At 41.2% G+C, this 24,012-nt stretch carries 17 protein-coding genes; 16 read left to right on the top strand and 1 reads right to left on the bottom strand.

Annotated features, from left to right (window positions below; all coding sequences use genetic code 11):
* The first annotated feature begins 32 nt into the window (after positions 1-32).
* The 9 genes from HRT96_RS11795 to pdxJ all read left to right on the top strand — a co-directional run bounded on the left by HRT96_RS11795 (position 33) and on the right by pdxJ (position 8,180).
* Positions 33-581, top strand: a complete 549-nt coding sequence (locus HRT96_RS11795) for an RseA family anti-sigma factor (RefSeq protein ID WP_293156644.1) — start codon at positions 33-35, stop codon at positions 579-581.
* 13 nt (positions 582-594) lie between these two features.
* Complete coding sequence (locus tag HRT96_RS11800; RefSeq protein ID WP_293156647.1) at positions 595-1,638, top strand: MucB/RseB C-terminal domain-containing protein; 1,044 nt, start codon at positions 595-597, stop codon at positions 1,636-1,638.
* Between the two features lie 87 nt (positions 1,639-1,725).
* On the top strand, positions 1,726-2,205 hold the full coding sequence (locus HRT96_RS11805) for a SoxR reducing system RseC family protein (RefSeq protein ID WP_293129341.1): 480 nt from the start codon (positions 1,726-1,728) through the stop codon (positions 2,203-2,205).
* 92 nt (positions 2,206-2,297) lie between these two features.
* Entirely contained in the window at positions 2,298-4,094 is a 1,797-nt protein-coding gene (gene lepA, locus HRT96_RS11810) for a translation elongation factor 4 (protein WP_293156650.1), read from the top strand.
* Between the two features lie 4 nt (positions 4,095-4,098).
* The gene (gene lepB, locus HRT96_RS11815; protein ID WP_293129345.1) at positions 4,099-5,013 is read left to right on the top strand and encodes a signal peptidase I; all 915 of its coding nucleotides are present in this window, start codon (positions 4,099-4,101) and stop codon (positions 5,011-5,013) included.
* 2 nt (positions 5,014-5,015) lie between these two features.
* Complete coding sequence (rnc, locus tag HRT96_RS11820; RefSeq protein ID WP_293129347.1) at positions 5,016-5,687, top strand: ribonuclease III; 672 nt, start codon at positions 5,016-5,018, stop codon at positions 5,685-5,687.
* Positions 5,684-6,595, top strand: coding sequence for a GTPase Era (gene era, locus HRT96_RS11825; RefSeq protein WP_293156653.1), 912 nt, complete (start codon positions 5,684-5,686; stop codon positions 6,593-6,595). The genes rnc and era overlap by 4 nt, the downstream gene beginning before the upstream one ends.
* A 13-nt stretch (positions 6,596-6,608) precedes the next feature.
* Positions 6,609-7,340, top strand: coding sequence for a DNA repair protein RecO (recO, locus tag HRT96_RS11830; protein ID WP_293156656.1), 732 nt, complete (start codon positions 6,609-6,611; stop codon positions 7,338-7,340).
* A gap of 102 nt (positions 7,341-7,442) precedes the next feature.
* Positions 7,443-8,180 carry a pyridoxine 5'-phosphate synthase gene (pdxJ, locus tag HRT96_RS11835; protein ID WP_293156659.1) on the top strand — a complete coding sequence of 246 codons (738 nt, stop codon included), beginning with the start codon at positions 7,443-7,445 and terminating at the stop codon, positions 8,178-8,180.
* 108 nt (positions 8,181-8,288) lie between these two features.
* Here the strand turns inward: pdxJ and barA are convergent, their stop codons facing one another.
* Positions 8,289-11,024 carry a two-component sensor histidine kinase BarA gene (gene barA / locus HRT96_RS11840; RefSeq protein WP_293156662.1) on the bottom strand — a complete coding sequence of 912 codons (2,736 nt, stop codon included), beginning with the start codon at positions 11,022-11,024 and terminating at the stop codon, positions 8,289-8,291.
* A gap of 118 nt (positions 11,025-11,142) precedes the next feature.
* Here barA and rlmD point away from each other — a divergent pair, with 118 nt between their 5' ends.
* From rlmD to eno, 7 genes are all read left to right on the top strand, one after another.
* Positions 11,143-12,477, top strand: coding sequence for a 23S rRNA (uracil(1939)-C(5))-methyltransferase RlmD (gene rlmD / locus HRT96_RS11845; RefSeq protein ID WP_293156665.1), 1,335 nt, complete (start codon positions 11,143-11,145; stop codon positions 12,475-12,477).
* 38 nt (positions 12,478-12,515) lie between these two features.
* A complete protein-coding gene (gene relA / locus HRT96_RS11850; RefSeq protein ID WP_293156668.1) occupies positions 12,516-14,762 on the top strand; it encodes a GTP diphosphokinase in 2,247 nt (748 codons plus the stop codon).
* A gap of 122 nt (positions 14,763-14,884) precedes the next feature.
* Positions 14,885-16,438 carry a phosphatidylserine/phosphatidylglycerophosphate/cardiolipin synthase family protein gene (locus tag HRT96_RS11855; RefSeq protein ID WP_293156671.1) on the top strand — a complete coding sequence of 518 codons (1,554 nt, stop codon included), beginning with the start codon at positions 14,885-14,887 and terminating at the stop codon, positions 16,436-16,438.
* A gap of 169 nt (positions 16,439-16,607) precedes the next feature.
* Entirely contained in the window at positions 16,608-19,814 is a 3,207-nt protein-coding gene (locus HRT96_RS11860) for an HD domain-containing phosphohydrolase (protein ID WP_293156674.1), read from the top strand.
* A 197-nt stretch (positions 19,815-20,011) separates the two neighbouring features.
* A complete protein-coding gene (mazG, locus tag HRT96_RS11865) occupies positions 20,012-20,806 on the top strand; it encodes a nucleoside triphosphate pyrophosphohydrolase (RefSeq protein ID WP_293156677.1) in 795 nt (264 codons plus the stop codon).
* Between the two features lie 152 nt (positions 20,807-20,958).
* Complete coding sequence (locus HRT96_RS11870; RefSeq protein ID WP_293156680.1) at positions 20,959-22,596, top strand: CTP synthase; 1,638 nt, start codon at positions 20,959-20,961, stop codon at positions 22,594-22,596.
* A 69-nt stretch (positions 22,597-22,665) separates the two neighbouring features.
* Positions 22,666-23,967: a phosphopyruvate hydratase gene (gene eno, locus HRT96_RS11875; RefSeq protein ID WP_006033769.1), complete on the top strand. Its 1,302-nt coding sequence runs from the start codon at positions 22,666-22,668 to the stop codon at positions 23,965-23,967.
* Positions 23,968-24,012: the final 45 nt, after the last annotated feature.

The raw sequence follows: 24,012 nt of genomic DNA on the forward strand, positions 1-24,012 counted from the left end.
AGATTACGGACGAGTAAATTTAGGTATTAATTATGATAGAAAAAGAACGTTTATCTTCCATTGTAGACAATGAATATATTGATGCAGCATTACTTGATGAACTCGGTAAGGATGAAGCATTAGCTTCGAGCTGGCAGCATTACCACATGATTGGTGATGTGATGCGTGGTGAAACACCTGCTACGGTTAATTTAGATCTAACCCGTGCTATCACCGCGGCTATCGCTGAAGAACCGGCACTGATAATGCCAAAAGAAAGTGCCAACGATAGCTCTTTCTATCAAAAATCAATTCAGCCTTGGCTAAAAACCGGTGGCCAATTCGCCATCGCGGCGTCAGTGGCATTAATGGTGATTACGGGTGTGCAATACAGTAATACCGAAGCACCGATAACGGGACTTGAACCTGCACTGAATGTGATGCCGTTTGCTGGTATTGCCTCGCCAGTGAGCTTGAGTATTGAGTCGCCTAATTCGCGTCAAGTACCGCCTGAATTTACCGATGAAGAAAAAGTAGAGCAAGTACGCCGCATTAATGCATTTGTGCTTGATCATCAATTACAAAAACGCATCCAGCAATAATAGTGAGCCAGTAATGTTCAAAAAAAGTGTTGGTTTGTGGATCTTATTGTCGGCGCTCTTTACCCCTGTCGCGTGGAGTGAAGTTACGGCTGGCGATAATAAGGTCGTAAAGAGTAATGCTGTGAATAACATTGCAGCAGCGCCGTCGCAATTATCTGCGGATGCCTTGTTAGACAACATGAAAACAGCGTTTAAACAGTTAAATTATGATTTGTCTTATGTCGAGATTGAACGCGGTAGAATTACCCCGATGCGCTACAGTCACGGGATGATTGATGATGTGTCTGTTGGCCATTTATTATCGTTAAATGGCAATCCTCGTGAATACTTACGTCGTGGTGACATCACTAGTTTTTTTGAATCCGAGCAGCCGGGTTATTCGTTATCATCCACGGCAATACCGGGACTGTTGTTCAATTTAATGGCGACTGAACTGACACTTGATGACAGCTTATATCAAGCGATTTATGTCGGTGGTAAATCCCGTGTCACCGGGCGTTTAAGCCAAATTGTGCGGGTGGTACCGAACGATAAATACCGCTTTGGTTATTTAATCTGGATAGATTTAACCACCAACCTGCCGCTGCGTATAGATATGATCAAAGATAGCGGTGAAGTGGTGTTCCAAGTGATGGCGATTTCGTTATATCAATTCCCTGATGTGACGCCTTGGTTAGAGCAACTGAATTCGGTAAAACTACCCCCCGTGTTATCTGCAGTACAAACGCAAGACTTGTTACCAGAACCGACTAAATCGGAATGGAAAGCCGCTTGGATGCCTGATGGGTTTAAACAGATTGTGAGTAATAAACACCAGATCGCAGGTATTGGTCAGATAATTGACTACATGCAGTTTTCTGATGGACTTGTCGATATCTCAATCTACGTCAACACCAATGCGCAAGCGGGTAGTTTAAGTCAAGGATTAGGTGTATCGGGACAAATTAGTTTACAATCTAAGATCACAGATGATATTGAGATAGTCGTTGTCGGCGAAGTGCCGAGTATGACAGCTAAAAAAATTGCTGACTCCGTCGTTCGAAATCTTGATAACTAATTTATGCTAACAATCATGGCGGGCTAACGATATAACATTGGTATCGTGTTCGTCGGTCACGATTGCTTAAAACAAGGTTATACCCGCATGATTATTGAAACAGCTATCGTTAAAAGTGTCATTGGTGATCAGGTTTCGGTACAGTGCGAAAGTCAATCTGCTTGTAACCATTGTCATGCCAGTGATAACTGCGGCACCGGCATGGTTGCCAAAGCATTCCCTCATCGGACTCACCGTTTTACCGTCACTAAAACAGCGGATGTTGTTGCCGGTGATAAGATCGAAATTGGTTTACGTGAAAAGAATTTAATCACCAGCGCCATGCTGGTTTACTTGCTGCCATTAGCTGCAATTTTACTGTCACTGGGTCTGGGTCAGTATTTATCCCAAGTTTTCCAATTTGAAGGTGAAGGCTTGGTTATTCTAGCGGCTTTTGTTGGTGGCTACATTGGTTTTAGTTGCACGCGAAAATTAAGCGTTATATTTGATCAACGCTTTGATTTTAAACCTAAAATGCTAGGTGTTGTGGCCCAATCGGAAGTGATAGGGCAATGGCGCGCTGATTAAAAGCAATTGAAAGATAGCAGTCATCCCTTAAATCCGTTAAAATCCGCCTCATTAAGTGTCATATCTACTAAGTATTGGATATTATCTAACTCATGAAACACATTCGTAACTTTTCAATTATTGCTCATATCGATCACGGTAAATCAACGTTATCAGATCGTTTGATCTCATTTTGTGGTGGTTTATCTGACCGTGAAATGGCTGCACAGGTTCTTGACTCAATGGATATTGAGCGCGAGCGTGGCATTACAATTAAAGCGCAAAGCGTGACCCTGAACTATAAAGCCAAAGATGGTGAAACTTACCAACTTAACTTTATTGATACACCTGGACACGTGGACTTCAGCTATGAGGTTTCTCGCTCATTAGCAGCTTGTGAGGGTGCTTTACTTGTTGTCGACGCTGGTCAAGGCGTAGAGGCACAAACACTCGCAAACTGCTATACCGCGATGGAAATGGATTTGGAAGTTGTGCCAATCCTCAATAAAATCGATTTACCCGCTGCTGATCCTGATCGCGTAGCAGAAGAAATCGAAGACATCATTGGTATTGATGCAATGGAAGCAACGCGTTGCTCTGCCAAGACGGGTGTAGGTATCGAAGACGTACTTGAAACTATTGTCAGAGAAATTCCGTGTCCATCAAAAGGTTCGGAAGACGCACCACTGCAAGCCCTGATCATCGATTCATGGTTTGATAACTACCAAGGTGTGGTATCGCTAGTACGTATTACCAATGGTGTATTACGCAAAGGCGATAAGCTCACGGTGATGTCTACAGGTCAATCGCACCTGATTGATAAAGTCGGTATCTTCACACCAAAACAGACTGATACTGACGTGCTTCACTGTGGTGAAGTAGGTTTTGTTATTTGTGGTATTAAAGATATTCTAGGGGCACCGGTTGGTGATACGCTAACACTGACTCGCAACCCTGCTGATGCGCCAGTACCGGGTTTTAGTAAAGTAAAACCTCAGGTTTATGCGGGCATGTTCCCAATTAGCTCTGACGATTATGAAGCGTTCCGTGATGCACTGGGTAAACTCAGTCTAAACGATGCGTCTTTATTCTATGAACCAGAGAGCTCAACCGCACTTGGTTTTGGTTTCCGTTGTGGTTTCTTAGGTTTATTACACATGGAAATCGTTCAAGAGCGTTTAGAGCGTGAATATGATCTTGAACTGATCACCACGGCACCCACGGTTGTTTACGAAGTAGAAACCAAAAAAGGTGAAGTTCTTTACGTTGATAGCCCAGCTAAATTACCGGCAATCAATGATATTGAAGAGATCCGCGAACCCATTGCAGAATGTAACATCCTCGTACCACAAGAATACCTAGGTAATGTAATTACCCTTTGTATTGCTAAGCGTGGTGTACAAACGAAGATGGATTATCACGGTAAGCAAGTGGCATTAACTTACGAGATCCCGATGGGTGAAGTAGTGATGGACTTCTTTGACCGTTTGAAATCGACAAGCCGTGGTTATGCGTCACTGGATTACTCGTTCATCCACTTCAATCCCGCTGACATGGTACGTGTTGATGTATTGATTAACACAGATCGTGTTGATGCATTAGCCATGATCACGCATCGTGAAAATTCGATGAATCGTGGTCGTTTACTGGTTGAAAAGATGAAGGAACTTATTCCTCGTCAAATGTTTAACATTGCGATTCAGGCCGTTATTGGTTCACAAGTGATTGCCCGTAGTACCGTTAAACAAATGCGTAAAAACGTGATCGCCAAGTGTTATGGCGGTGATATTAGCCGTAAGAAAAAACTGCTACAGAAGCAGAAAGACGGTAAGAAACGCATGAAGCAAATCGGTAATGTTGAAGTACCGCAAGAAGCCTTCTTAGCTGTGTTGCATATCGGAAAGGACTAGATAAATGGCAACCTATTTTTCACTGATATTGGTACTGGTTACTTTCGTTAGCGGTATTATTTGGGCGTTAGATAAACTGATTTGGGAAAAAGCCCGCGCTGAAAAAGTCGCGTTTGCTCAATCTCAAGCGGAATTACCAGCAGACGCTATTGCAAAATTAGGGCAAGAATCGTTTATTGTTGAAAATGCAAAATCGATCTTCCCTGTGATTGCGGCGGTAATGATTTTACGTTCATTTATATATGAACCATTTCAAATTCCATCCGGATCTATGATGCCAACACTACTGGTTGGCGACTTCATCTTGGTGGAAAAATTTAGTTATGGTGTTAAAGACCCTGTATTACGTTCTACACTTATCGAAACAGGTAAGCCTGAACGCGGTGATGTAGCGGTATTTAAATACCCACCACAACCGACGGTAGATTACATTAAACGTGTGGTCGGGTTACCGGGTGATCGTATTGCCTATCGTGGAAAGCAGGTTTTCATTCAACAAGCATGCAGCGGAACAAACTGCGCAGGGTTTAAAAAACTCGATCTTAGTTTAGTCGAAATTGGCAAATTTAAAGATCAAATGGTTGAATTACAGCAATATACAGAGCAACTAGGGGATGTTAAACACAACATTTTAATTAACCCTAGCCGTCCTGACTTAGCGCGTGATTTTTATCAGCAAGATAATCCGCCAACCCGTCAATATGAATGGGTGGTACCGGATGGTCATTATTTCATGATGGGTGATAACCGTGATAATAGTGCTGATAGCCGTTTTTGGGGTTTTGTTCCGGAAGCAAATTTAGTTGGTAAGGCTGTGTTCATTTGGACTAGTTTCGAATTTGAACGCGACCCAGATTCTTTATTACCTGGTTGGATCCCAACAGGTATACGCTTTAGTCGTATTGGCAAGTTAAAATAATTATGACAATTATATTAGAAAGATTACAAACTGTATTAGGTTATCAGTACCAAGACGCTGGCCTATTGCAACAAGCACTGACGCATCGTAGTGCTTATTTTAAGCATAACGAACGTCTTGAGTTTTTAGGTGATTCAGTACTTGGTTTTATTATCTCGGACGCATTGTTTTGCCAGTTTCCTGAGGTACCTGAAGGTGATTTAAGCCGGATGCGTGCAACCTTAGTGAAAGGGCTAACGCTCGCTGAGATCGCGCGTGAGTTTGAACTAAGTGAATGTTTGATCTTAGGTCCTGGTGAATTAAAAAGCGGCGGCTTCCGTCGTGAATCTATTCTCGCTGATACAGTTGAAGCCCTGATTGGTGCGATGTATCTGGATAGTGATATGGAGAAAACGCGTGAACGTGTGCTGGCTTGGTATGCATCACGTTTAGCCACGATCGAACCTGGTATCGGTCAGAAAGACGCGAAAACACAATTACAAGAATGGCTGCAAGGACGTAAGCAACCACTTCCACTTTATCAAGTGGTGGAAGTTAGAGGTGAAGCTCATAATCAAGAGTTCACTATTCATTGCGTTATTGAAGGCCTAGATCACCCTGTTGAAGGTAAAGGTACTAGTCGTCGTAAAGCAGAACAAGAAGCAGCTCAAAAAGCATTGGAGCAAATACAATGAGTGATATGACTTATAGCGGCTTTATTGCTATCGTTGGTCGTCCTAACGTCGGTAAATCAACGTTACTAAACCGTATTTTGGGACAAAAGGTAAGTATTACCTCGCGTAAACCCCAAACGACTCGTCACCGTATTCTCGGTATTGATACTGAAGACAATCGTCAGACTGTGTATATTGATACACCGGGCCTACACATAGATGAAAAACGTGCAATCAACCGTTTAATGAACCGTGCGGCAAGCAGTTCATTAAAAGATATGAATGTTGATGCGGTAATCTTTGTTGTTGATGGTACCCGTTGGACCGACGATGATGAGATGGTACTCAATAAGCTACGTGATATTAACTGCCCAATTTACTTGGCCATTAATAAAACCGATGCGATCAAAGATAAAGATCGAGAACTAATGCCGCATCTGCAGGTATTGGCGGCGAAGTTTAACTTTACCGAAATTATTCCTATCTCTGCAACGAAAGGTACCAATGTAGAAATGCTACGTGGTATTTGTTCGAAGCAGTTACAAGAAGGTGATTTTTACTTCCCTGAAGATTATGTTACCGATCGTTCTTCACGTTTCATGGCGTCTGAAATCATTCGTGAAAAACTGATGCGTTTCACTGGTCAAGAATTGCCTTACTCAACCACCGTTGAGATCGAGCAGTTTAAAGTCAGTGAAAATGGTACGTACCATATCAATGCGTTAATTTTAGTTGAGCGTGATACTCAAAAACGTATGGTTATTGGTAACAAAGGCTCGAAGTTAAAAACCATTGGTACAGAAGCACGACGTGATATGGAAACTTTGTTTGATAATAAAGTATTCCTAGAATGTTGGGTTAAAGTGAAATCTGGTTGGGCAGATGATGAACGTGCACTTCGTAGCTTAGGTTACGGAGATGAAGTTTAAATAGCGTTATTGCATGGACTTACAAAACGCTTTTGTACTGCACCGTCGACCTTTTAAGGAGTCGAGTTTACTCATCGACTTCTTTACCATTAACGATGGTAAAATTTCGTTAGTGGGACGAGCAGGGCGAGGGCGTAAAAACAGTCAAAGTGCAATTTTACAGCCGTTTACCTTACTCAATATCGCCTATGCCGGCAAAGGTGGATTAAAATCCATGCGTCAGGTCGAGGCGGTATCTAATTCATTACCGCTCTCCGGTCGGCATCTCTATGCTAGCTTTTATCTCAATGAATTACTCTATCGCTTACTCGCCAGTGAACAAGCGAATCCCGAACTATTCTCCCATTATCAAAATGCATTATTAGCGTTAGCCAAACAACAACCGCTTGAACCGTTATTGCGTGAATTTGAATTTAATTTAATGCAATGTTTAGGTTACATTGGTACGTTAAGCTATTGTGCTGATACCATGGATGCTGTATTCCCCGACCGTATGTATAAATACGTACCACATGTTGGGATTGTGCCATCCATTTATAAAGTTGCAGTGGATAGCTCATTTTTAGGTAAAGACTTGCTCGCCTTTGAGCAAAGACAATTTAACCAAGAGAATTTAGCCGCGGCAAAACGCTTTTGTCGGCAAATGTTGTTACCTTATTTGGGTAACAAGCCGCTGAAAAGCAGAGAACTGTTTATTAATAAGCCGCTGATTAAAAGAAGAGAACTATTCATTAATAAGCAATGAAAAGCGGATCACTATGTATTAAATAAACCATGAAAAGCAGATAGCCATTTATTAACAAGCCGCTGAAAAGCAGAGAACTATTTATCAATAAGGGAATGAAACGTGAATAAGATCTTTTTAGGTGTCAACATTGACCATATCGCAACCCTACGCCAAGCTCGCGGCACGACTTACCCAGATCCTGTACATGCAGCAGCGGTCGCTGAACTAAATGGCGCAGACGGTATTACGGTGCATTTACGTGAAGATCGTCGTCATATTCAAGATCGTGATGTGAGAGTGCTAAAAGAAACCATTCAAACTCGCATGAATCTAGAAATGGCGGTGACGGCTGAAATGCTCGATATTGCTTGTGAGATAAAACCTGAATTTGTTTGTTTAGTGCCTGAAAAACGTGAAGAGTTGACGACTGAAGGTGGTTTAGATGTACTTGGTCAACAAGATAAGATCACCCAAGCGGTTAAACGTTTAAGCGACGCCGGTATTTTAGTATCGTTATTTATTGATGCCGATAAAGAACAAATTGATGCTGCGGTTGCCAGTGGCGCGCCATACATTGAAGTGCATACCGGTGCCTATGCCGATGCAGAGTCTGAAGGCGAACAACAAGCTGAATTGAAGAAGATCGCAGCTGGCGTGAGCTATGCGCATAACGCAGGATTGAAAGTAAACGCGGGTCATGGTTTGCATTACCATAACGTGCAACCGATTGCGGCTATTCCAGAAATTTATGAATTGAATATCGGCCATGCCATTATTGCCCGTGCGGCATTTGATGGTTTAGGTAAAGCGGTAAAAGACATGCAAGTTATCATGCAAGAAGCGCGTAATAATAGCTAAACCTATCATTCGCTAGGATTGTTGTACGGTATTAGTATGACATGCCATCAGCATAAAAAAGGAGCCGATGGCTCCTTTTTTGTTTAGACTGACTAGTGAATCAATACACTAATTCGGTAAGTACGGTTGAGCTTCCTTGATCACGGTTTCAATGGCTTCTTGCAGTTCAAAGATCTCAGGTTCTACTTCTTCAATCTCTGCACCCTTGCGTAATCCGCGTTCAATCTGATCGGCTAAATTCTGAATTGGCAATACCCCACAACATGCCGCCCCCCCATGGAATTTATGGATTATCTGCTTAAATTCTGAGCGTGATAAACGACGTGTGAGTGCCAGTTCAAGGTGCTCGCTGATGTCAGGGAGACTATTGATAAACATTTCTAACATGTCTACTGCAAGGTCTTCTTTACCCATAGATCGTTGCAAGGTCAGTGGCCAATTTAAAATATGATTTTGCACTGTGGTGTTATCATGTGACAAGCTGCTCCATTGTTGTAAGATACGTTTTAGAATGGATTCATCAAGCGGTTTGGTTAAGTAATCATCCATGCCTTTACTGAGTAGGCGATCTCGTTCACCACTCATCGCATGCGCTGTCACGGCAATGATTGGCGTTGATTGATTACGCGTGCCCGAACGAATGGCTTTGCAGGCACTGATACCATCCATTATTGGCATTTGGATATCCATAAAGATAATATCAAAATCCATTTCATTGGCTTTCGCCACGGCTTTGGCACCATTGCTACATACTTCAATCTTAGTCACCGAATCGGCTAGCATCGCGCTAATCAGTTTTAGGTTAGCTGGATTATCATCAACTGCCAAAATAGACAGATCAACTTTGGCTTTCGGTTTCTCAATCTTCAGTTGTGGTATTGGCTGTTCATCTGGTTTGTTTAAATAAGCTAATGCATTCACTAATTTACGATGATTACACGGTTTAGTTAGGCAATGCCTTGCCCCCACGCGAATGATCTCTTCTTGTAAGCAAGGATCCGATGAATTAATTAATACCACGACCGCGGCATTAATATCATGACATTTACTCATCTTGTCATACATAGGGGTTAAGTTGCTTTCATCATTTTGCGCAATAACAACACAGTAGTAAGGTTGATTAATATAGTGCTGCCACTCAGCCTCATTGGCACAATGTAATACGTCCAGATCCCAGCTATTAAGCAAGGATATTAACGAGCGTGCTGAGTAGTTATCGGCTTCATACAATAATACCTGTTTACCTTTAAAATTACTTATCGGCAGTGGTTCTGACAATGAGTTAGCGGTGACATCGAATTTTAGCGAAAATTTAAAGTTAGACCCTTGGCCTAAATCAGAATCGAGCGAGATCTCACCGCCCATAAATTCAACCAAACGTTGGGTAATAACCAGACCTAAACCGGTACCGCCATAACGCCGTGAAATGCTGGTGTCAGCTTGGTTAAAGGCTTGAAATAATTGTGCTTGTTGTTGTTCTGAAATACCAATGCCGGTATCTCGGATATTGGTCTGAATGGAGACGCTATTACCTGTCCATGCCAGTAATTCGATATGAATATCAATATTACCGTTTTCAGTAAACTTGATCGCATTGCCGAGCAGGTTGGTGATCACTTGCTGGAAACGGAATGGGTCACCAATAATACCATCGGGTACATTCTTATCAACATGGAGTGATAACTCAAGGCCCTTATCATGCACGGTTGGTGCTAATAAGATCGCAGCCTCTTCAATGGTGTCACGCAGGTTGAACGGGATCTGCTCTAACGTTAGTTTACCCGCTTCAAGTTTAGAGAAATCAAGAATATCATTAATAATATTGAGTAAGTTCTTGGCTGATTTTTCAATGGTCTGCAAGTAATCGGTTTGATTCGGGCTCAGCGATGTTTTTAATAACTGGCGAGAGAAACCTATCACCCCGTTAAGCGGGGTTCTTAACTCATGACTCATATTGGCCAAGAATTCAGATTTTACCCGTGCCGCTGCTTGTGCGCGTTTTTTTGCCATATCCAATTCAATATTTTGGATTTCAATCTGTTCTAAGGTTTCCCGTAAATCAGAGGTAGCTTGATCAATATTTTGCTGCATCTCTTCATGATAAGCCGATAGCGATTTGGCCATCGAATTAATACCATTCTTGAGCAGTGCTAATTCACCTGTGTGATCGCCTGTGACTCGGGCATCGAGTCGACCTTCTCTGATCCGATCGACCACCGTCACCATATCAGTAATGGGCTGGGTTACATTTTTAACCAGTCGCCAAGAGAAAATTAACGCGGTAAAGAAACCCAGCAACACAATAAATATCGAGACCGTAGTATCACGGTATTGCAGTAATATCGCTTTGTCACGTATTAGCTGGATCGATAAATAACCGAGGATCTGCTCCGGATATTCTAAGTTTAACGGGAAGCTATTATTGTCAAGTTCGGCAATAATGGGGGAACGCAGGATAATGTAATCATCAAGTACCTCGACTTGGGTGGTTTCCGGTAATTTTCTGTTGTCGGGATTCTTGAGCACGGAAAAATTACGGTGATAATTACTGGTTACAAACAGCTTATTATTGCTATCAAAAATGGCGATACTTTTAATCGTTGGCGCAAACTTGCGGTGGGTTAAACCGAGCAGTTTTTTCAGTGATTCTCGGCTGTTTTGTAACATGCCGTACTCACTCGCGATGGCCAATGGTTCAATGATATTGATGCCCTGTTCAATAAGCACTGTTTCTAACTGCTGATAGCGGTTAAAGGTGAAATAGCTGGCTAATAATGTACCGATCAAAACTGTCGGTAAAATCGTCAGCGCCATTACTCTGGCACGAAGTCCGTATTTAGTCATAAAGTCATCTTATTGGTATCGGGTTTAATGCCATCTACGAAGTTATTTAAAGTATAAAACGGGAAAGCAGGTTAGAATAATACTCTAATAATGACATAGGCAATAGTTGTATATCAATATGGCGCAAATTTATAAAGCAAAAAAAGTACAAAAAATTACGAGTAAAGCGGTCGAGATCACTATTGAGAAGTTAGATCACCAAGGTCTAGGTTTGGGTCGTCTTGATGGCAAAGCGGTATTTGTTGCTGGTGCACTACCGGGTGAACGAGTATCTGTGAATATTATTGAGCAAAAAAAGCAATACGCAAAAGCGACTTTAAGAAAAGTATTAACCCCATCAGTACAACGAATTGAACCAGCGTGTCCGCATTATACAACGTGTGGCGGCTGTAGTTTACAAATACTCGATAGCGATGTGCAGGCTGATTATAAACAAACTGCGTTGTTTAGCTTGCTGCAACACTTCAGTAAAAACGATGATATTAATTTTGCCGAGCCGATTTTATCGCAACCTTGGCAATATCGTCGTACTGCACGTTTAAGTGTGATGTTTGACCGCAAAGCCAAGCAATTAGTCTTTGGTTTCCGCGAACGAAACAGTAAATCTCTGGTTGCGATTAACGAGTGCCCAGTATTAGAGCCAGCCTTGTCAGTATTGATCCAACCACTACGCCAATTACTTGCTACGCTTACAGTACGTCGTGATTTAGGCCATATCGAGTTGTTTGCGGTTGATTCGGGCGTTATTTGCTTATTCCGTATCTTGAAACCGTTAAAAGACAAAGACCAAGATTTACTGCAAGCCTTTGCCAGTGAACATCAGTTGAGTATTTATCTGCAACCTGAACCTGAATCAGTGGTTAAATTAACCCCTGATTCACCCGCGGCATGGTATCAATTGGCGGATGGTGAATTTAAGCTCAGTTTTACCCCAGGTAACTTCATTCAGGTTAATCCTGTTGTGAATAACAAGATGGTAAAACAAGCGATAGATTGGTTGGAATTAACCCCTGAAGATAGAGTATTAGATCTGTTCTGTGGTGGTGGTAACTTTAGCTTACCGTTGGCAGGTTTATGCCATTCGGTTGTTGGTGTTGAAGGTGTTGATGGGATGGTGCGTCAGGCGCAAGCGAATGCGATAGCCAATAATGTTGCTAATGCGCAATTCTTTCAAGCAGACTTATCCGCTGATTTTTCTAAACTACCTTGGGCAAAAACCAGTTTCGATAAAGTATTATTAGATCCTGCTCGAGCAGGTGCTGCTGAAACAGTGCAATATTTACATAAACTTAAAGTGAAGAAAATTGTCTATGTATCTTGCAATCCAGCAACATTAGCGCGAGACTCGAAGTTGTTGATGGAAAAGCATTATAAATTAACACGCCTTGGTATGATTGATATGTTCCCACAGACAGGACACGTTGAATCAATGGCGTTATTTGAACGCGTCTAGTGCGTGTATTTTAGCTTTATTTTGTTAGGAATTAAGACATGGTTGCGGTACGTGATTCTCATTTGACCAACCCAGAAGATTTTGATGCGAAGACTTGGACGTCTTCGCTAGCACTCACCTCGACAGAGCAAGATGAATTATTTGAGTTATATTCTCAATTAGCATTAAAAGAAGCCGCCGAATCCCGCGAGGATGAAGCGGATCTCCGTTTCCCGTTGCTTGCTTACGGGGTGGAAATGATCGAAATATTAATGACCATGGATATGGACATGGAGACCTTGAAGGTGGCCATGTTATATCCATTTTTTGATGCCAAATTATATAATAATGACGACATTGAAGCGTTATTTGGTAGCAAGTTATTACCCCTATTAGTTGCGGTTGTAGAAATGGATGCGATCCGTACACTGCAAGCTAAAGCACAAAAACCATCAGAAGCCCAAATCGATAATTTACGCCGCATGTTAATGGCGATTGTGGACGATGTACGTGCGATTGTGATCAAATTAGCAGAGCGTATTTGTCATCTTCGTCAGGTAAAAAATGCATCTGAAGAAGAACGCGTACTGGCAGCAAAAGAAATCGCAGATATCTATTCGCCTTTGGCCAACCGTTTAGGTATCGGTCAGCTTAAGTGGGAGCTGGAAGATCTGTCATTCCGTTATTCTCACCCTGATACCTACAAACAAATTGCCAAGCTGTTACTTGAGCGTCGACTCGATCGAGAAGAATTTATCGACCGCTTTGTTGCGCAAGTTAAAACGGGTGTTGAAGCGGCTGGCGGTAAAGTAGAAGTCTATGGTCGTCCCAAGCATATCTATAGTATCTGGAAAAAGATGCAGAAGAAAAACTTGGATTTCGCTGGTCTTTATGACGTGCGCGCAGTGCGCGTGATCGCGGACGAATTACAGGATTGTTATGCCGCGTTGGGTGTTATCCATAATTTATTCCGTCCTATTCCCAGTGAATTTGATGATTATGTAGCAAATCCAAAAGCCAATGGTTATCAGTCGATCCATACTGTTGTCGCAGTAGGCGATGAAAGTAAAGCGGTTGAAGTACAGATCCGTACCAAACAAATGCACGACGATGCTGAATTAGGCGTTGCTGCACATTGGCGTTACAAAGAAGGCGCTGATACCACCAAAAAAGGCAGCTACGAAGAGAAAATTGCTTGGTTACGTAAATTACTAGCATGGCAAGATGATATGGCGGAAAGCGGTAGCTTAGTCGATGAGCTACGCAGTCAGGTATTCGATGATCGTGTCTATGTGTTCACCCCAAAAGGGGATGTGGTTGATATGCCTCAGGGTTCAACGCCGCTTGATTTTGCTTATTATGTACATAGCATGGTGGGACATCGTTGCATCGGAGCTAAGATAAGCGGTCGTATTGTGCCGTTCACATATGAACTGCAAACCGGCGATCAGATTGAGATCATCACCCAGAAAAATCCCAACCCAAGCCGTGATTGGTTATTACCAAACTTAGGTTATGTAAAATCTGCGCGTGCTCGCGCTAAGATCAATACTTACTTTAAGCGTCTTGACCGCGATAAGAATGTCGCGGCAGGCAAAGATATGCTCGACGGTGAGTTACACAAACTGGGTTTACACTTGTCCGATGCGAGTTGTGCGTTTGAACGTTTTAATGCCAATACTATCGATGATTTATTAGCCCAGGTGGGTAGTGGTGACGCACGTCTTAACCAAGTTATTAATCATATTAAAGTGTTGTTATTACAACCCAGTGCCGAAGAGGAAGATAAACTTGCACTCGAGCTTGTTGACCAACAAGTACTAAAATCGCAAAATCAGCCAAAGAAAAAACACAGCAAAGACCATATCGTGGTGGAAGGCATGGGTAACTTGATGACCCATATTGCTAACTGTTGTCAGCCTATCCCTGGTGATGACATTGTCGGTTATATCACCCAAGGCCGTGGTATTTCGATCCATCGCCATGGTTGTTTACAGTATGCTGATTTAAGTAATCGCCAACCAGAACGTACTATCGATGCGGTTTGGGGGGATGATTTTAGTGGTGGTTACGGTGTTACACTGGTGGTGCATGCCAGTGATCGCAGTGGCCTGCTACGTGATTTAACGACTATTTTTGCCAATGATCGTATTCACGTTGTGGGTATGAATACCCGTACTGATTCTAAGCAACAAACGGCGACACTAGAGATTAATATCGAGTTATATAATATTGATACTTTAAGTCATTTAATTAATCGTATGAGCCAAGTGAAAGGCGTGATTTATGCGAAGCGTTTAAAATAAATAAATATTTTTGATTATAGAAAGGGAGGGAATGCAAAAATTTGTTTGTATTACCCTCTTTTTATTTATCTAAGATACATATTAAATATGGAAGTCAGTAGACTTGATAAGGGATGTTAATGATGTCTAATTCAATTTATTACTCATACAAACGGATAATTAATCCAGTCTTATTTTCTCTTTTATTATCTGCTTGTAGCGCTAAGCCTATACTGTTTCCCGAATCTAAACATGACTATTGCGCTGATATAGAAAAAAAAAGCAGTCCAATGCTTTCTACGTACCTAACTCCAGTTACAGATAAAATGGCAAACCAGACTGGCGTATATGTATTAGAGCAAGGGATAGAGGCTATGTTGTCTCGAGCTTGGCTGACTAAACATGCTGAAGAAACCATTGATGTACAATACTTCATTTTTTCCACTGATAACATAGGCCTTATAGCCACTGATTATTTGGTTAAAGCTGCTGATCGCGGTATTAAGGTTCGAGTCTTAGTCGATGATATTATGGTTGAGGCCAATGGCGAAGACTTGTTAACTTTATCTAAACATAAGAACTTATCAATAAAGATATATAATCCTATGGTGAATATAGGTAAAAATGTTTTTGATAAAGTTATTAACCTAACAACTAATTTCCATCAATTAAACCAGCGTATGCATAATAAAACCTTCACAGTTGATGGGCAAGTATCGATCACGGGTGGACGGAATGTTGCGGATGAATATTTTGGTTATGATCACGAGTATAACTTCCGCGATCGGGATGTGTTATTAGTTGGTGGTGCTGCTAATGATATTCAGACTTCATTTGATCAATTTTGGGAGAGTGACTTAAGTGTTGATGTGAAAGAATTAATTAAAGATCATGAACAATCAACAGCAGTGCCTAATTTTACGGCATTACATGAATATGCCTGTAACCCTGAAAATTTTGTACCTAGTGTCCGAAAAAAGATTAAGAACATACCATTCGCTATCGACGAAATTCAAAAAAATCAGGAACTACAATGGGTAACTGGTGTGGAGTATGTTTCCGATATACCGGGTAAAAATGATCAAACTGATTTTTTAGCTGGTAGTGGTATTTCGACAGAACGTTTAGTGGAATTATTGCGAAGCGCGAAGACGTCTGTAGTTATCCAAACACCATATTTGATCACCACAAAATATACTCGTAGTCATTTCAAGGCGTTGGTAGACAAAGGCGTTGAAGTGAAAATATTAACTAATAGCCTGGCTTCTAACGATAATTTAGAAGCGTTTAGTGGTTACCAAAGAAACCGAAAAGATTTGTTAAAAACAGGCGTACAAATTTATGAATTTAAACCAGATGCGCAAATTCGACGTAAGATTATGTCCGAAGTCATGCAAAAACAGCTGGAGCATGCACCTATATTTGGCTTACATGCAAAAACGATGGTTATTGATGATAATATTGCTGTGATTGGTACTTTTAACCTTGACCCACGTAGCACACATTTAAATACTGAAAATTTTGTGGTTATTCCATCTAAAAAAATGGCTGAAGAAGTGAAATTTGGCATGTTGGAAGAAATGCAACCTGAGAATGCGTGGCGAGTCACTCTCGATTGGAACCCTGATGGTGAAGTGAGTAAGCTTAAACAATTGGGTGTTAAACTAAGAAGGGTTGTACCAAAAAACATACTTTAATCCACATGTTAGAAACTCCTATTACCTAATTACTTGATGTACATCCCATTCCCTTTATTTTTCTCGAATACTTATTCTAATTAGACAGAGTGTTTTGTTTATTTGCGGTAGCGTATAAAAAGCATGCTTTAAAGTTGTATAAAGTAATTAAATTCAAGGAAGAATATTAATGAAACGAAAGACATTTTCAGTTCGCTTTACTGTCGGTACCATGTTTGTAATTGCGACCCTCATTACTGGATTAGTAGCTGTGTCTTTGCAATACCATTTTAGCAAAAACATGGCAGTGGAACACACGGTGCAAAATTTATCGAAGGCATCTTCTGATTTATCCGAATATATACAAACCTTAGAACGCGATGCTTCTAATGCAGCGCACTTATTGGTTTCTATTAGCCATATTCTTGATATTCAATCGAATGAGCAAGACCTGCGTAATATTTTCGCCGAAATGATGACCGAAAATAAATTATTTTACAGTATCTATATTGGCTCTGAAAATGAGGATTTTTACCAAGTGATCAACCTTGAATCATCGCCAATTGTACGAGATAAAATTGCAGCGCAGAGCGATGATCGCTGGGTTGTGATCAAGATAGTCGGTGATCGGCAGAATCGAATACGTGAAACTTATTATTACGATAGTGAATTTGTATTACGAGAGATGAATACGAGCAAAAGTAACTATTTCCCAACCGAAAGACCTTGGTATGAGGCTGCTAATACCGATTCGGTATTTAAAACTAAACCCTATTTATTTCAACATTTAAAAATAACGGGTCAAACTTATTCACTTAAATTTAAAGATAATCATAATCAAGCGCATCGCAGTATCCTAGGTATTGATATTGTGTTGTCTTCTATCGCAGAAAAATTGTCGAATAATTCATTCGATTTTGATGATAATCGCGAAATTGAGTCTTATTTATACACAAGTTCGGGTGAAGTGATATCGTCAAGTCGTCAAGCGGCTAAGCACATTGTCATCCCCGAATCGGCAATGTTGGCGTTAACTGCGCTACAGCGTCGCACTATCAGTAACACCGCTAAAATCAAGATTTCAAATCAAAATGACTGGGCGCCGCTGGACTTTTCTTTATCCGGAAAACCGCAAGGGTATGCTATCGATATATTGTTGTTGATTGAGGAAATGACGGGCATTGATTTTGAGTTTATCAATGGTTTTTCTTGGCTCGAGTTGATCGACAAGTATAACAATGGTTCCCTCGGTGGCTTGCATTCGTTGCAGCTGAATCAGAATAATAAATACTCAGGTGTATATAGTGATGCTATGTATGATTTTAATTTTTCTTTAGTGACGCGTACGAGTAGTGCGGATATTCATAATTTTGCCGAATTGGCAGGCCTGAAAGTGGCTATCTTATCGGGTAGGTCTATTGCAGCAAAATTACGACAAGGTTTTCCTGACATTGAGTTGGTTGAATTTGCGGATCGAAATGCGGCATTTAAGTCTGTTTCGCAGGGACAAACAGACGCATTACTGGATGTTAAACCGGTGCTCATTTCGGGATTATCGCAATACTTCTATAAAAACCTCAAATTGCATAATGATATTACCGATCTGGCCGAGCAATTTCCTTCCGCGTTTTACATCTTGTTGAAAGCAGAGAATGACGACCTTATTCCCATCATTAATGCTGCAATCGCAAATATTAGTGATACCCAACGCGCTGCACTGGCGAGTAAATGGCTTGGGGAGAACGTTATATACGACAATATGATGGTGCCTTATCAAGCCTTGGTATCGTTAACTGGATCACAAGGTAATCATGATCAAATTCTTGAGCGTGTTATCGATGGTCAGGAAAGCTTAGTTTATATCAGTGCTGTTAAGGCGGGCTCTCGATCGGAAGAGTTCTTTGCGGTTGTCATCCCCAAAAAAGTGATCTATAAGAAGGTCAATGAGCAGCTAAAAATAGCTATTTTAGTGACCGTTATTTTCATTTTATTGATGTTGCCTTTCGCTTGGTGGTTTGGCGCGCCCATTGTAAGACCAATCCGACAGTTGCGAGTTGAAACGAAAAAAGTACAAGAGCGGCAGTATGGTGAAGTGCAATTAGTGGATACGCCGATAAAAGAGATCTGGGAGTTATCTGAAGCGATGCTGGAAATGTCAAAAGACTTACAACAATATGAAACCGCACAAGATGAATTTTTAGAAGCGTTTATTAAGCTTATTGCACAAGCGATTGATGATAAATCGAAGTACACGGCTGGTCATTGTAATCGTGTGCCAGAGCTTGGCATGATGTTGGCGGATGTTGTTGAGCAATGTGATTCCGCGTTATTTAAAGATTTTAAATTTGCCAACGCGGATGAGAAACGTGAATTTAGAATTGCCGCTTGGCTGCATGACTGTGGCAAGATCACGACCCCTGAATATATTGTCGATAAGGGCACCAAGTTAGAGGCAAATTACAACCGTATTCACGAAGTTCGAACGCGGTTTGAAGTGTTGTGGCGTGATGACGAAATCGCCGCGTTACAAAAACAAATCGTCTTACCAGCGCATAAAAGTACGATCGAGGCTGAGCTTAAGGCCAAGCAGCAAAAACTGACCGATGATTTTGCGTTTATTGCGGCATCGAATGTTGGCGGCGAGTTTATGAGTGAGGATAAAATTGCCCGTGTGAAGGTTTTATCAGAACAAACATGGCTACGTCATTTCGATGATAGTTTAGGCCTTTCTTCGGTTGAAGAACTGGTGAAAAAAGAGTCGTTGAATGTCCAGTTGCCTGTGATTGAAAAATTACTGTCAGATAAAACTGAGCATATTGTTAAGCGAGATCGCAAAGTGGAATTTGATCCTAAGTTTGGTATTAAAATGGACGTTCCCGAGCATCAATATAACCTAGGTGAAGTCTATAATTTAACCATTAGTCGCGGTACGTTAACGGCGGAAGACAGATATAAGATCAACGAACACATGATCAGTACGATTAAGATGTTGGAGAATCTCCCGTTTCCACCTGAACTAAGTCGTGTCCCACGTTATGCTTCAACCCACCATGAAACATTAAACGGTACGGGTTACCCGCGTAAACTGACTGGAGATGATCTTTCTATTCCAGAGCGTATCTTAGTGATCGCCGATATATTCGAAGCCCTGACGGCATCTGACCGTCCTTATAAGAAAGCCAAACCTGTCAGCGTTGCCGTGGATATCATGTATAAGATGGCTTTGGATCAACATTTTGATATCGAGTTATTTAGGTTATTTTTACAAAGCGGTACACATATTAAATATGCCAAAAAATATCTGCCGCCTGAACAACTCGATGAGATTGATTTAAGTAAATACCTGCAACCACAACCGTTCGATGAGGTCGATTTAAGTAAAAAACTGACGGCTTAATTGTCATCCTAACGCGCTATAAGTTCTTATAGCGTGTTATTAATCCAACTCTGTTCATTTAGTGCTACCCCTCCAAACGTAATTAATTTCATTATATACTCACTGACAAATAATTTAGTCTCAGTTTATGGCTGCATTTTAGCTAATGGGTCAAGATCTCGGGATTTTATTGAAAAATTGAATTTATAGGATTTATTTTGAAAGAAAAGTACACAATTAATGATTTACGCCATATGGTTGAAAAATTACGTAATCCAGATACAGGATGCCCTTGGAACCTGCAGCAAAACTTTGCCTCGATAGCTAAATTTACGTTAGAGGAAGCATATGAAGTTGTTGATAGTATTGAAAGTAATGATTTTAAAGGCTTAGAAGGTGAAATCGGCGATCTGCTTTATCACGTACTCTATTATACCCAATTAGGACAGGAACAAGCACTATTCAGCTTTGATGACGTTATTCAACAGCTTGCAGCAAAGTTAACTCGGCGTCACCCGTATGTTTTTGGTGAAATAAAACTACAATCAAAATCTGAAATTATTGTTGCATGGGAAAAACAAAAATCCCAAGAACGCTTAGAAAATCATAAAAACACAGTTCCACACAGTGCATTAGACAACATTCCTAATGCCTTTCCAGCTCTGGTTCGTGCTGCGAAAATACAGCAGCGCGCCGCCACCGTGAACTTTGATTTCAATGGGTATAAGCAAGCGTTATCAAAGGTTTATGAGGAGATTGATGAGGTCGTTGCTGAAGCCGATGCCGCGGTCATTGATGATGATAAACTCGAAGAAGAGTTAGGTGATTTATTGTTCTCTGTGGTGAATGTTACACGCCACTTAAAACACGATCCTGAGCAAGCACTTCGTAAGGCAAATGAAAAGTTTGAAAAAAGATTTAGACAGGTAGAAGTACTTGCATTACAGAATGGTAAGTCACTAAGTGATTGTTCTGTAAGTGAAATGGAGTTGCTTTGGCAAAAAGTGAAATAAAATTACAACATATGATCTACCGCACAGTTATACAAAAAGGGCAATGCTATACTTGTCAACATTGTGGGATGAGGGGGATTTGTTTATAATGTCGTCCCTTCTGGTATATATTCAATAATACACATTTAATCCCTAACAACTTCAGGTTATGTATGACAACTAAGTACGTTTTTGTTACTGGTGGGGTAGTATCCTCATTAGGTAAAGGTATTGCGGCAGCATCATTAGCAGCTATTTTAGAAGCACGTGGCTTAAAAGTCACAATGATGAAACTAGACCCTTACATTAACATTGATCCGGGCACAATGAGCCCGATTCAACATGGTGAAGTATTCGTAACGGACGATGGTGCTGAGACCGATCTAGATCTAGGTCATTATGAGCGCTTTATTCGTACTCACATGACTAAACGTAATAACTTTACGACGGGTAAAGTATATTCATCAGTGCTGGCCAAAGAACGCCGTGGTGATTACTTAGGTGCAACCATTCAGGTTATTCCACATATTACTAACGAGATCAAAGAACGCGTTATTGCGGGCTGTGAAGGCTTTGATATTGCAGTAGTAGAAGTGGGCGGTACGGTAGGTGATATTGAATCACAACCTTTCCTAGAAGCATTACGTCAAATGGGTGTGCAACTGGGCCGTGATCACACCATGTTTATGCATCTAACATTAGTACCTTATTTAGCGGCTGCTGGTGAAGTTAAAACAAAACCAACACAGCACTCAGTGAAAGAGTTACGTTCAATTGGTATTCAGCCTGACATCCTAATTTGTCGTTCTGATCGTAATGTACCAGCGAACGAACGCGCTAAAATCTCGTTATTCTGTAACGTAGAAGAAAAAGCCGTGATCTCACTGAAAGATGTGGACAGTATTTATAAAATTCCTGCGCTATTAAAAGCACAAGGTTTAGATGAACTTGTGGTTAACCGTTTCGGTATCACTGCACCTGAAGCGGATCTCGCTGAATGGGAACAGGTTATTTTTGAAGAAGCGAATCCAACTGACGAGATCGTGATTGGTATGGTCGGTAAATATATCGAACTACCAGATGCTTATAAATCAGTAAATGAAGCACTTAAGCACGGTGGTCTGAAAAACCGTCTAAGTGTGAAGATCAAATACATCGACTCGCAAGATCTTGAAGTTCGAGGCACCGATATACTGAAAACAGTAGACGGTATTTTAGTACCGGGCGGTTTTGGTGAACGTGGTATTGAAGGCAAGATCCTTGCTGCACAATATGCACGTGAGAATAACGTTCCTTACTTCGGTATCTGTCTTGGTATGCAAGTCGCGTTAATCGAATTTGCACGTAATGTTGTAGGTTTAGAAGGCGCTCATTCAACAGAATTTAACCCTGAGACTAAATTCCCTGTAGTTGGCTTAATTACAGAGTGGATTGATGAGACTGGTAAGGTTGAAGAACGTACTGGTAGCTCAGATCTGGGTGGTACTATGCGTTTAGGTGCACAACTGTGTCATCTGAAAGCGGGTAGTAAAGTAAGAGAAATGTACGGTAGTGCGACGATTAAAGAACGTCATCGTCACCGTTATGAAGTTAACAACAATCTTCTCACTAAAATCGAAAAAGCAGGCCTAAAAGTAACGGGTTTATCTGCAGATAAGAAATTAGTCGAAATTATTGAGAATCCGAATCATCCTTGGTTTGTTGCTGCGCAATTCCACCCGGAATTCACCTCAACACCACGAGATGGTCACGCATTATTTGAAGGATTCATTAAGGCTGCTGGTGAAAATAAAAAATCATCAACTAGCTAATCAGAGATTTTAATATTAGTGCCGTGGTAACGCGGCATACTTAAATTTTTAATAGTTAAGGAAATAAAAATGTCTAAGATCGTTAAAATTATTGGTCGCGAAATCATGGATTCACGTGGTAACCCTACTGTTGAAGCTGAAGTTCACCTAGACGGTGGTTTCATCGGTATGGCACCTGCTCCATCTGGTGCTTCTACTGGTTCACGCGAAGCACTTGAATTACGTGATGGCGACAAAACGCGCTTTTTAGGTAAAGGTGTGCTTAAAGCTGTAGCTGCAATCAATGGCCCTATCGCTGAAGCGCTAATGGGTAAAGATGCAACTGATCAAGCTGCAATCGACCAAATTATGATCGACTTAGACGGCACTGAAAACAAAGCTCAATTCGGTGCTAACGCTATCCTTGCTGTGTCTCTGGCTAACGCTAAAGCGGCTGCATCTGCAAAAGGTTTACCACTATACGCTCACATCGCTGAGTTAAACGGTACGCCTGGTCAATACTCTATGCCTTTACCTATGATGAACATCATCAACGGTGGCGAGCACGCTGATAACAACGTCGACATTCAAGAGTTCATGATCCAACCTGTTGGCGCTAAAACTTTTAGAGAAGCTGTACGTATCGGTGCTGAAGTATTCCACAACCTAGCTAAAGTACTTAAGTCTAAAGGCCTAAGCACTGCAGTTGGTGACGAAGGTGGTTTCGCTCCTAACCTAGAATCAAATGCTGCTGCACTAGCTGCAATTGAAGAAGCTGTTAAAGCCGCTGGTTATGAAATGGGTAAAGACGTTACACTTGCTATGGATTGTGCTGCTTCTGAGTTCTATAACAAAGAAGAAGGTATCTACGATCTTAAAGGCGAAGGTAAGAAATTTACTGCTGAAGAGTTTAACCACTATCTTGCTGGTCTTGTTGACCAATACCCAATCGTATCAATTGAAGATGGTCTAGATGAATCTGATTGGGCTGGTTTCAAACACCAGACTGAACTACTGGGTGACAAGATCCAATTAGTTGGTGATGATTTATTCGTTACTAATACTAAGATTTTGGCACGTGGTATTAGAGAAGGTATTACTAACTCAATCTTAATCAAATTCAACCAAATTGGTACACTAACAGAAACGTTAGCGGCAATTAAAATGGCGAAAGACGCAGGCTTTACCGCTGTAATCTCTCACCGTTCTGGTGAAACTGAAGATGCAACAATTGCTGACCTTGCTGTTGGTACATGTGCTGGCCAAATCAAAACAGGTTCTATGAGCCGTTCTGATCGTGTTGCTAAGTACAACCAACTAATCCGTATCGAAGAAGCGCTAGGTGATGCTGCTCCTTTCCACGGTCTTAAAGAGGTTAAGGGTCAAGCTTAATTTGCTTAACTGTTAATTCTGAATAGAATAAAAACCCGCTTTTAA

Origin of the sequence: Moritella sp., assembly GCF_013215705.1 — a bacterium.
GTDB lineage: Bacteria > Pseudomonadota > Gammaproteobacteria > Enterobacterales > Moritellaceae > Moritella.

Bases quoted from the DNA above. Each gene is read 5' to 3' on its own strand.
- HRT96_RS11805 (WP_293129341.1), top strand. From the start codon at position 1,726: ATGATTATTGAAACAGCTATCGTTAAAAGTGTCATTGGTGATCAGGTT.
- barA (WP_293156662.1), bottom strand. From the start codon at position 11,024: ATGACTAAATACGGACTTCGTGCCAGAGTAATGGCGCTGACGATTTTA.
- recO (WP_293156656.1), top strand. From the start codon at position 6,609: ATGGACTTACAAAACGCTTTTGTACTGCACCGTCGACCTTTTAAGGAG.
- HRT96_RS11860 (WP_293156674.1), top strand. From the start codon at position 16,608: ATGAAACGAAAGACATTTTCAGTTCGCTTTACTGTCGGTACCATGTTT.
- lepA (WP_293156650.1), top strand. From the start codon at position 2,298: ATGAAACACATTCGTAACTTTTCAATTATTGCTCATATCGATCACGGT.
- eno (WP_006033769.1), top strand. From the start codon at position 22,666: ATGTCTAAGATCGTTAAAATTATTGGTCGCGAAATCATGGATTCACGT.
- rlmD (WP_293156665.1), top strand. From the start codon at position 11,143: ATGGCGCAAATTTATAAAGCAAAAAAAGTACAAAAAATTACGAGTAAA.
- HRT96_RS11795 (WP_293156644.1), top strand. From the start codon at position 33: ATGATAGAAAAAGAACGTTTATCTTCCATTGTAGACAATGAATATATT.
- relA (WP_293156668.1), top strand. From the start codon at position 12,516: ATGGTTGCGGTACGTGATTCTCATTTGACCAACCCAGAAGATTTTGAT.
- HRT96_RS11855 (WP_293156671.1), top strand. From the start codon at position 14,885: ATGTCTAATTCAATTTATTACTCATACAAACGGATAATTAATCCAGTC.
- HRT96_RS11870 (WP_293156680.1), top strand. From the start codon at position 20,959: ATGACAACTAAGTACGTTTTTGTTACTGGTGGGGTAGTATCCTCATTA.
- era (WP_293156653.1), top strand. From the start codon at position 5,684: ATGAGTGATATGACTTATAGCGGCTTTATTGCTATCGTTGGTCGTCCT.
- rnc (WP_293129347.1), top strand. From the start codon at position 5,016: ATGACAATTATATTAGAAAGATTACAAACTGTATTAGGTTATCAGTAC.
- lepB (WP_293129345.1), top strand. From the start codon at position 4,099: ATGGCAACCTATTTTTCACTGATATTGGTACTGGTTACTTTCGTTAGC.
- HRT96_RS11800 (WP_293156647.1), top strand. From the start codon at position 595: ATGTTCAAAAAAAGTGTTGGTTTGTGGATCTTATTGTCGGCGCTCTTT.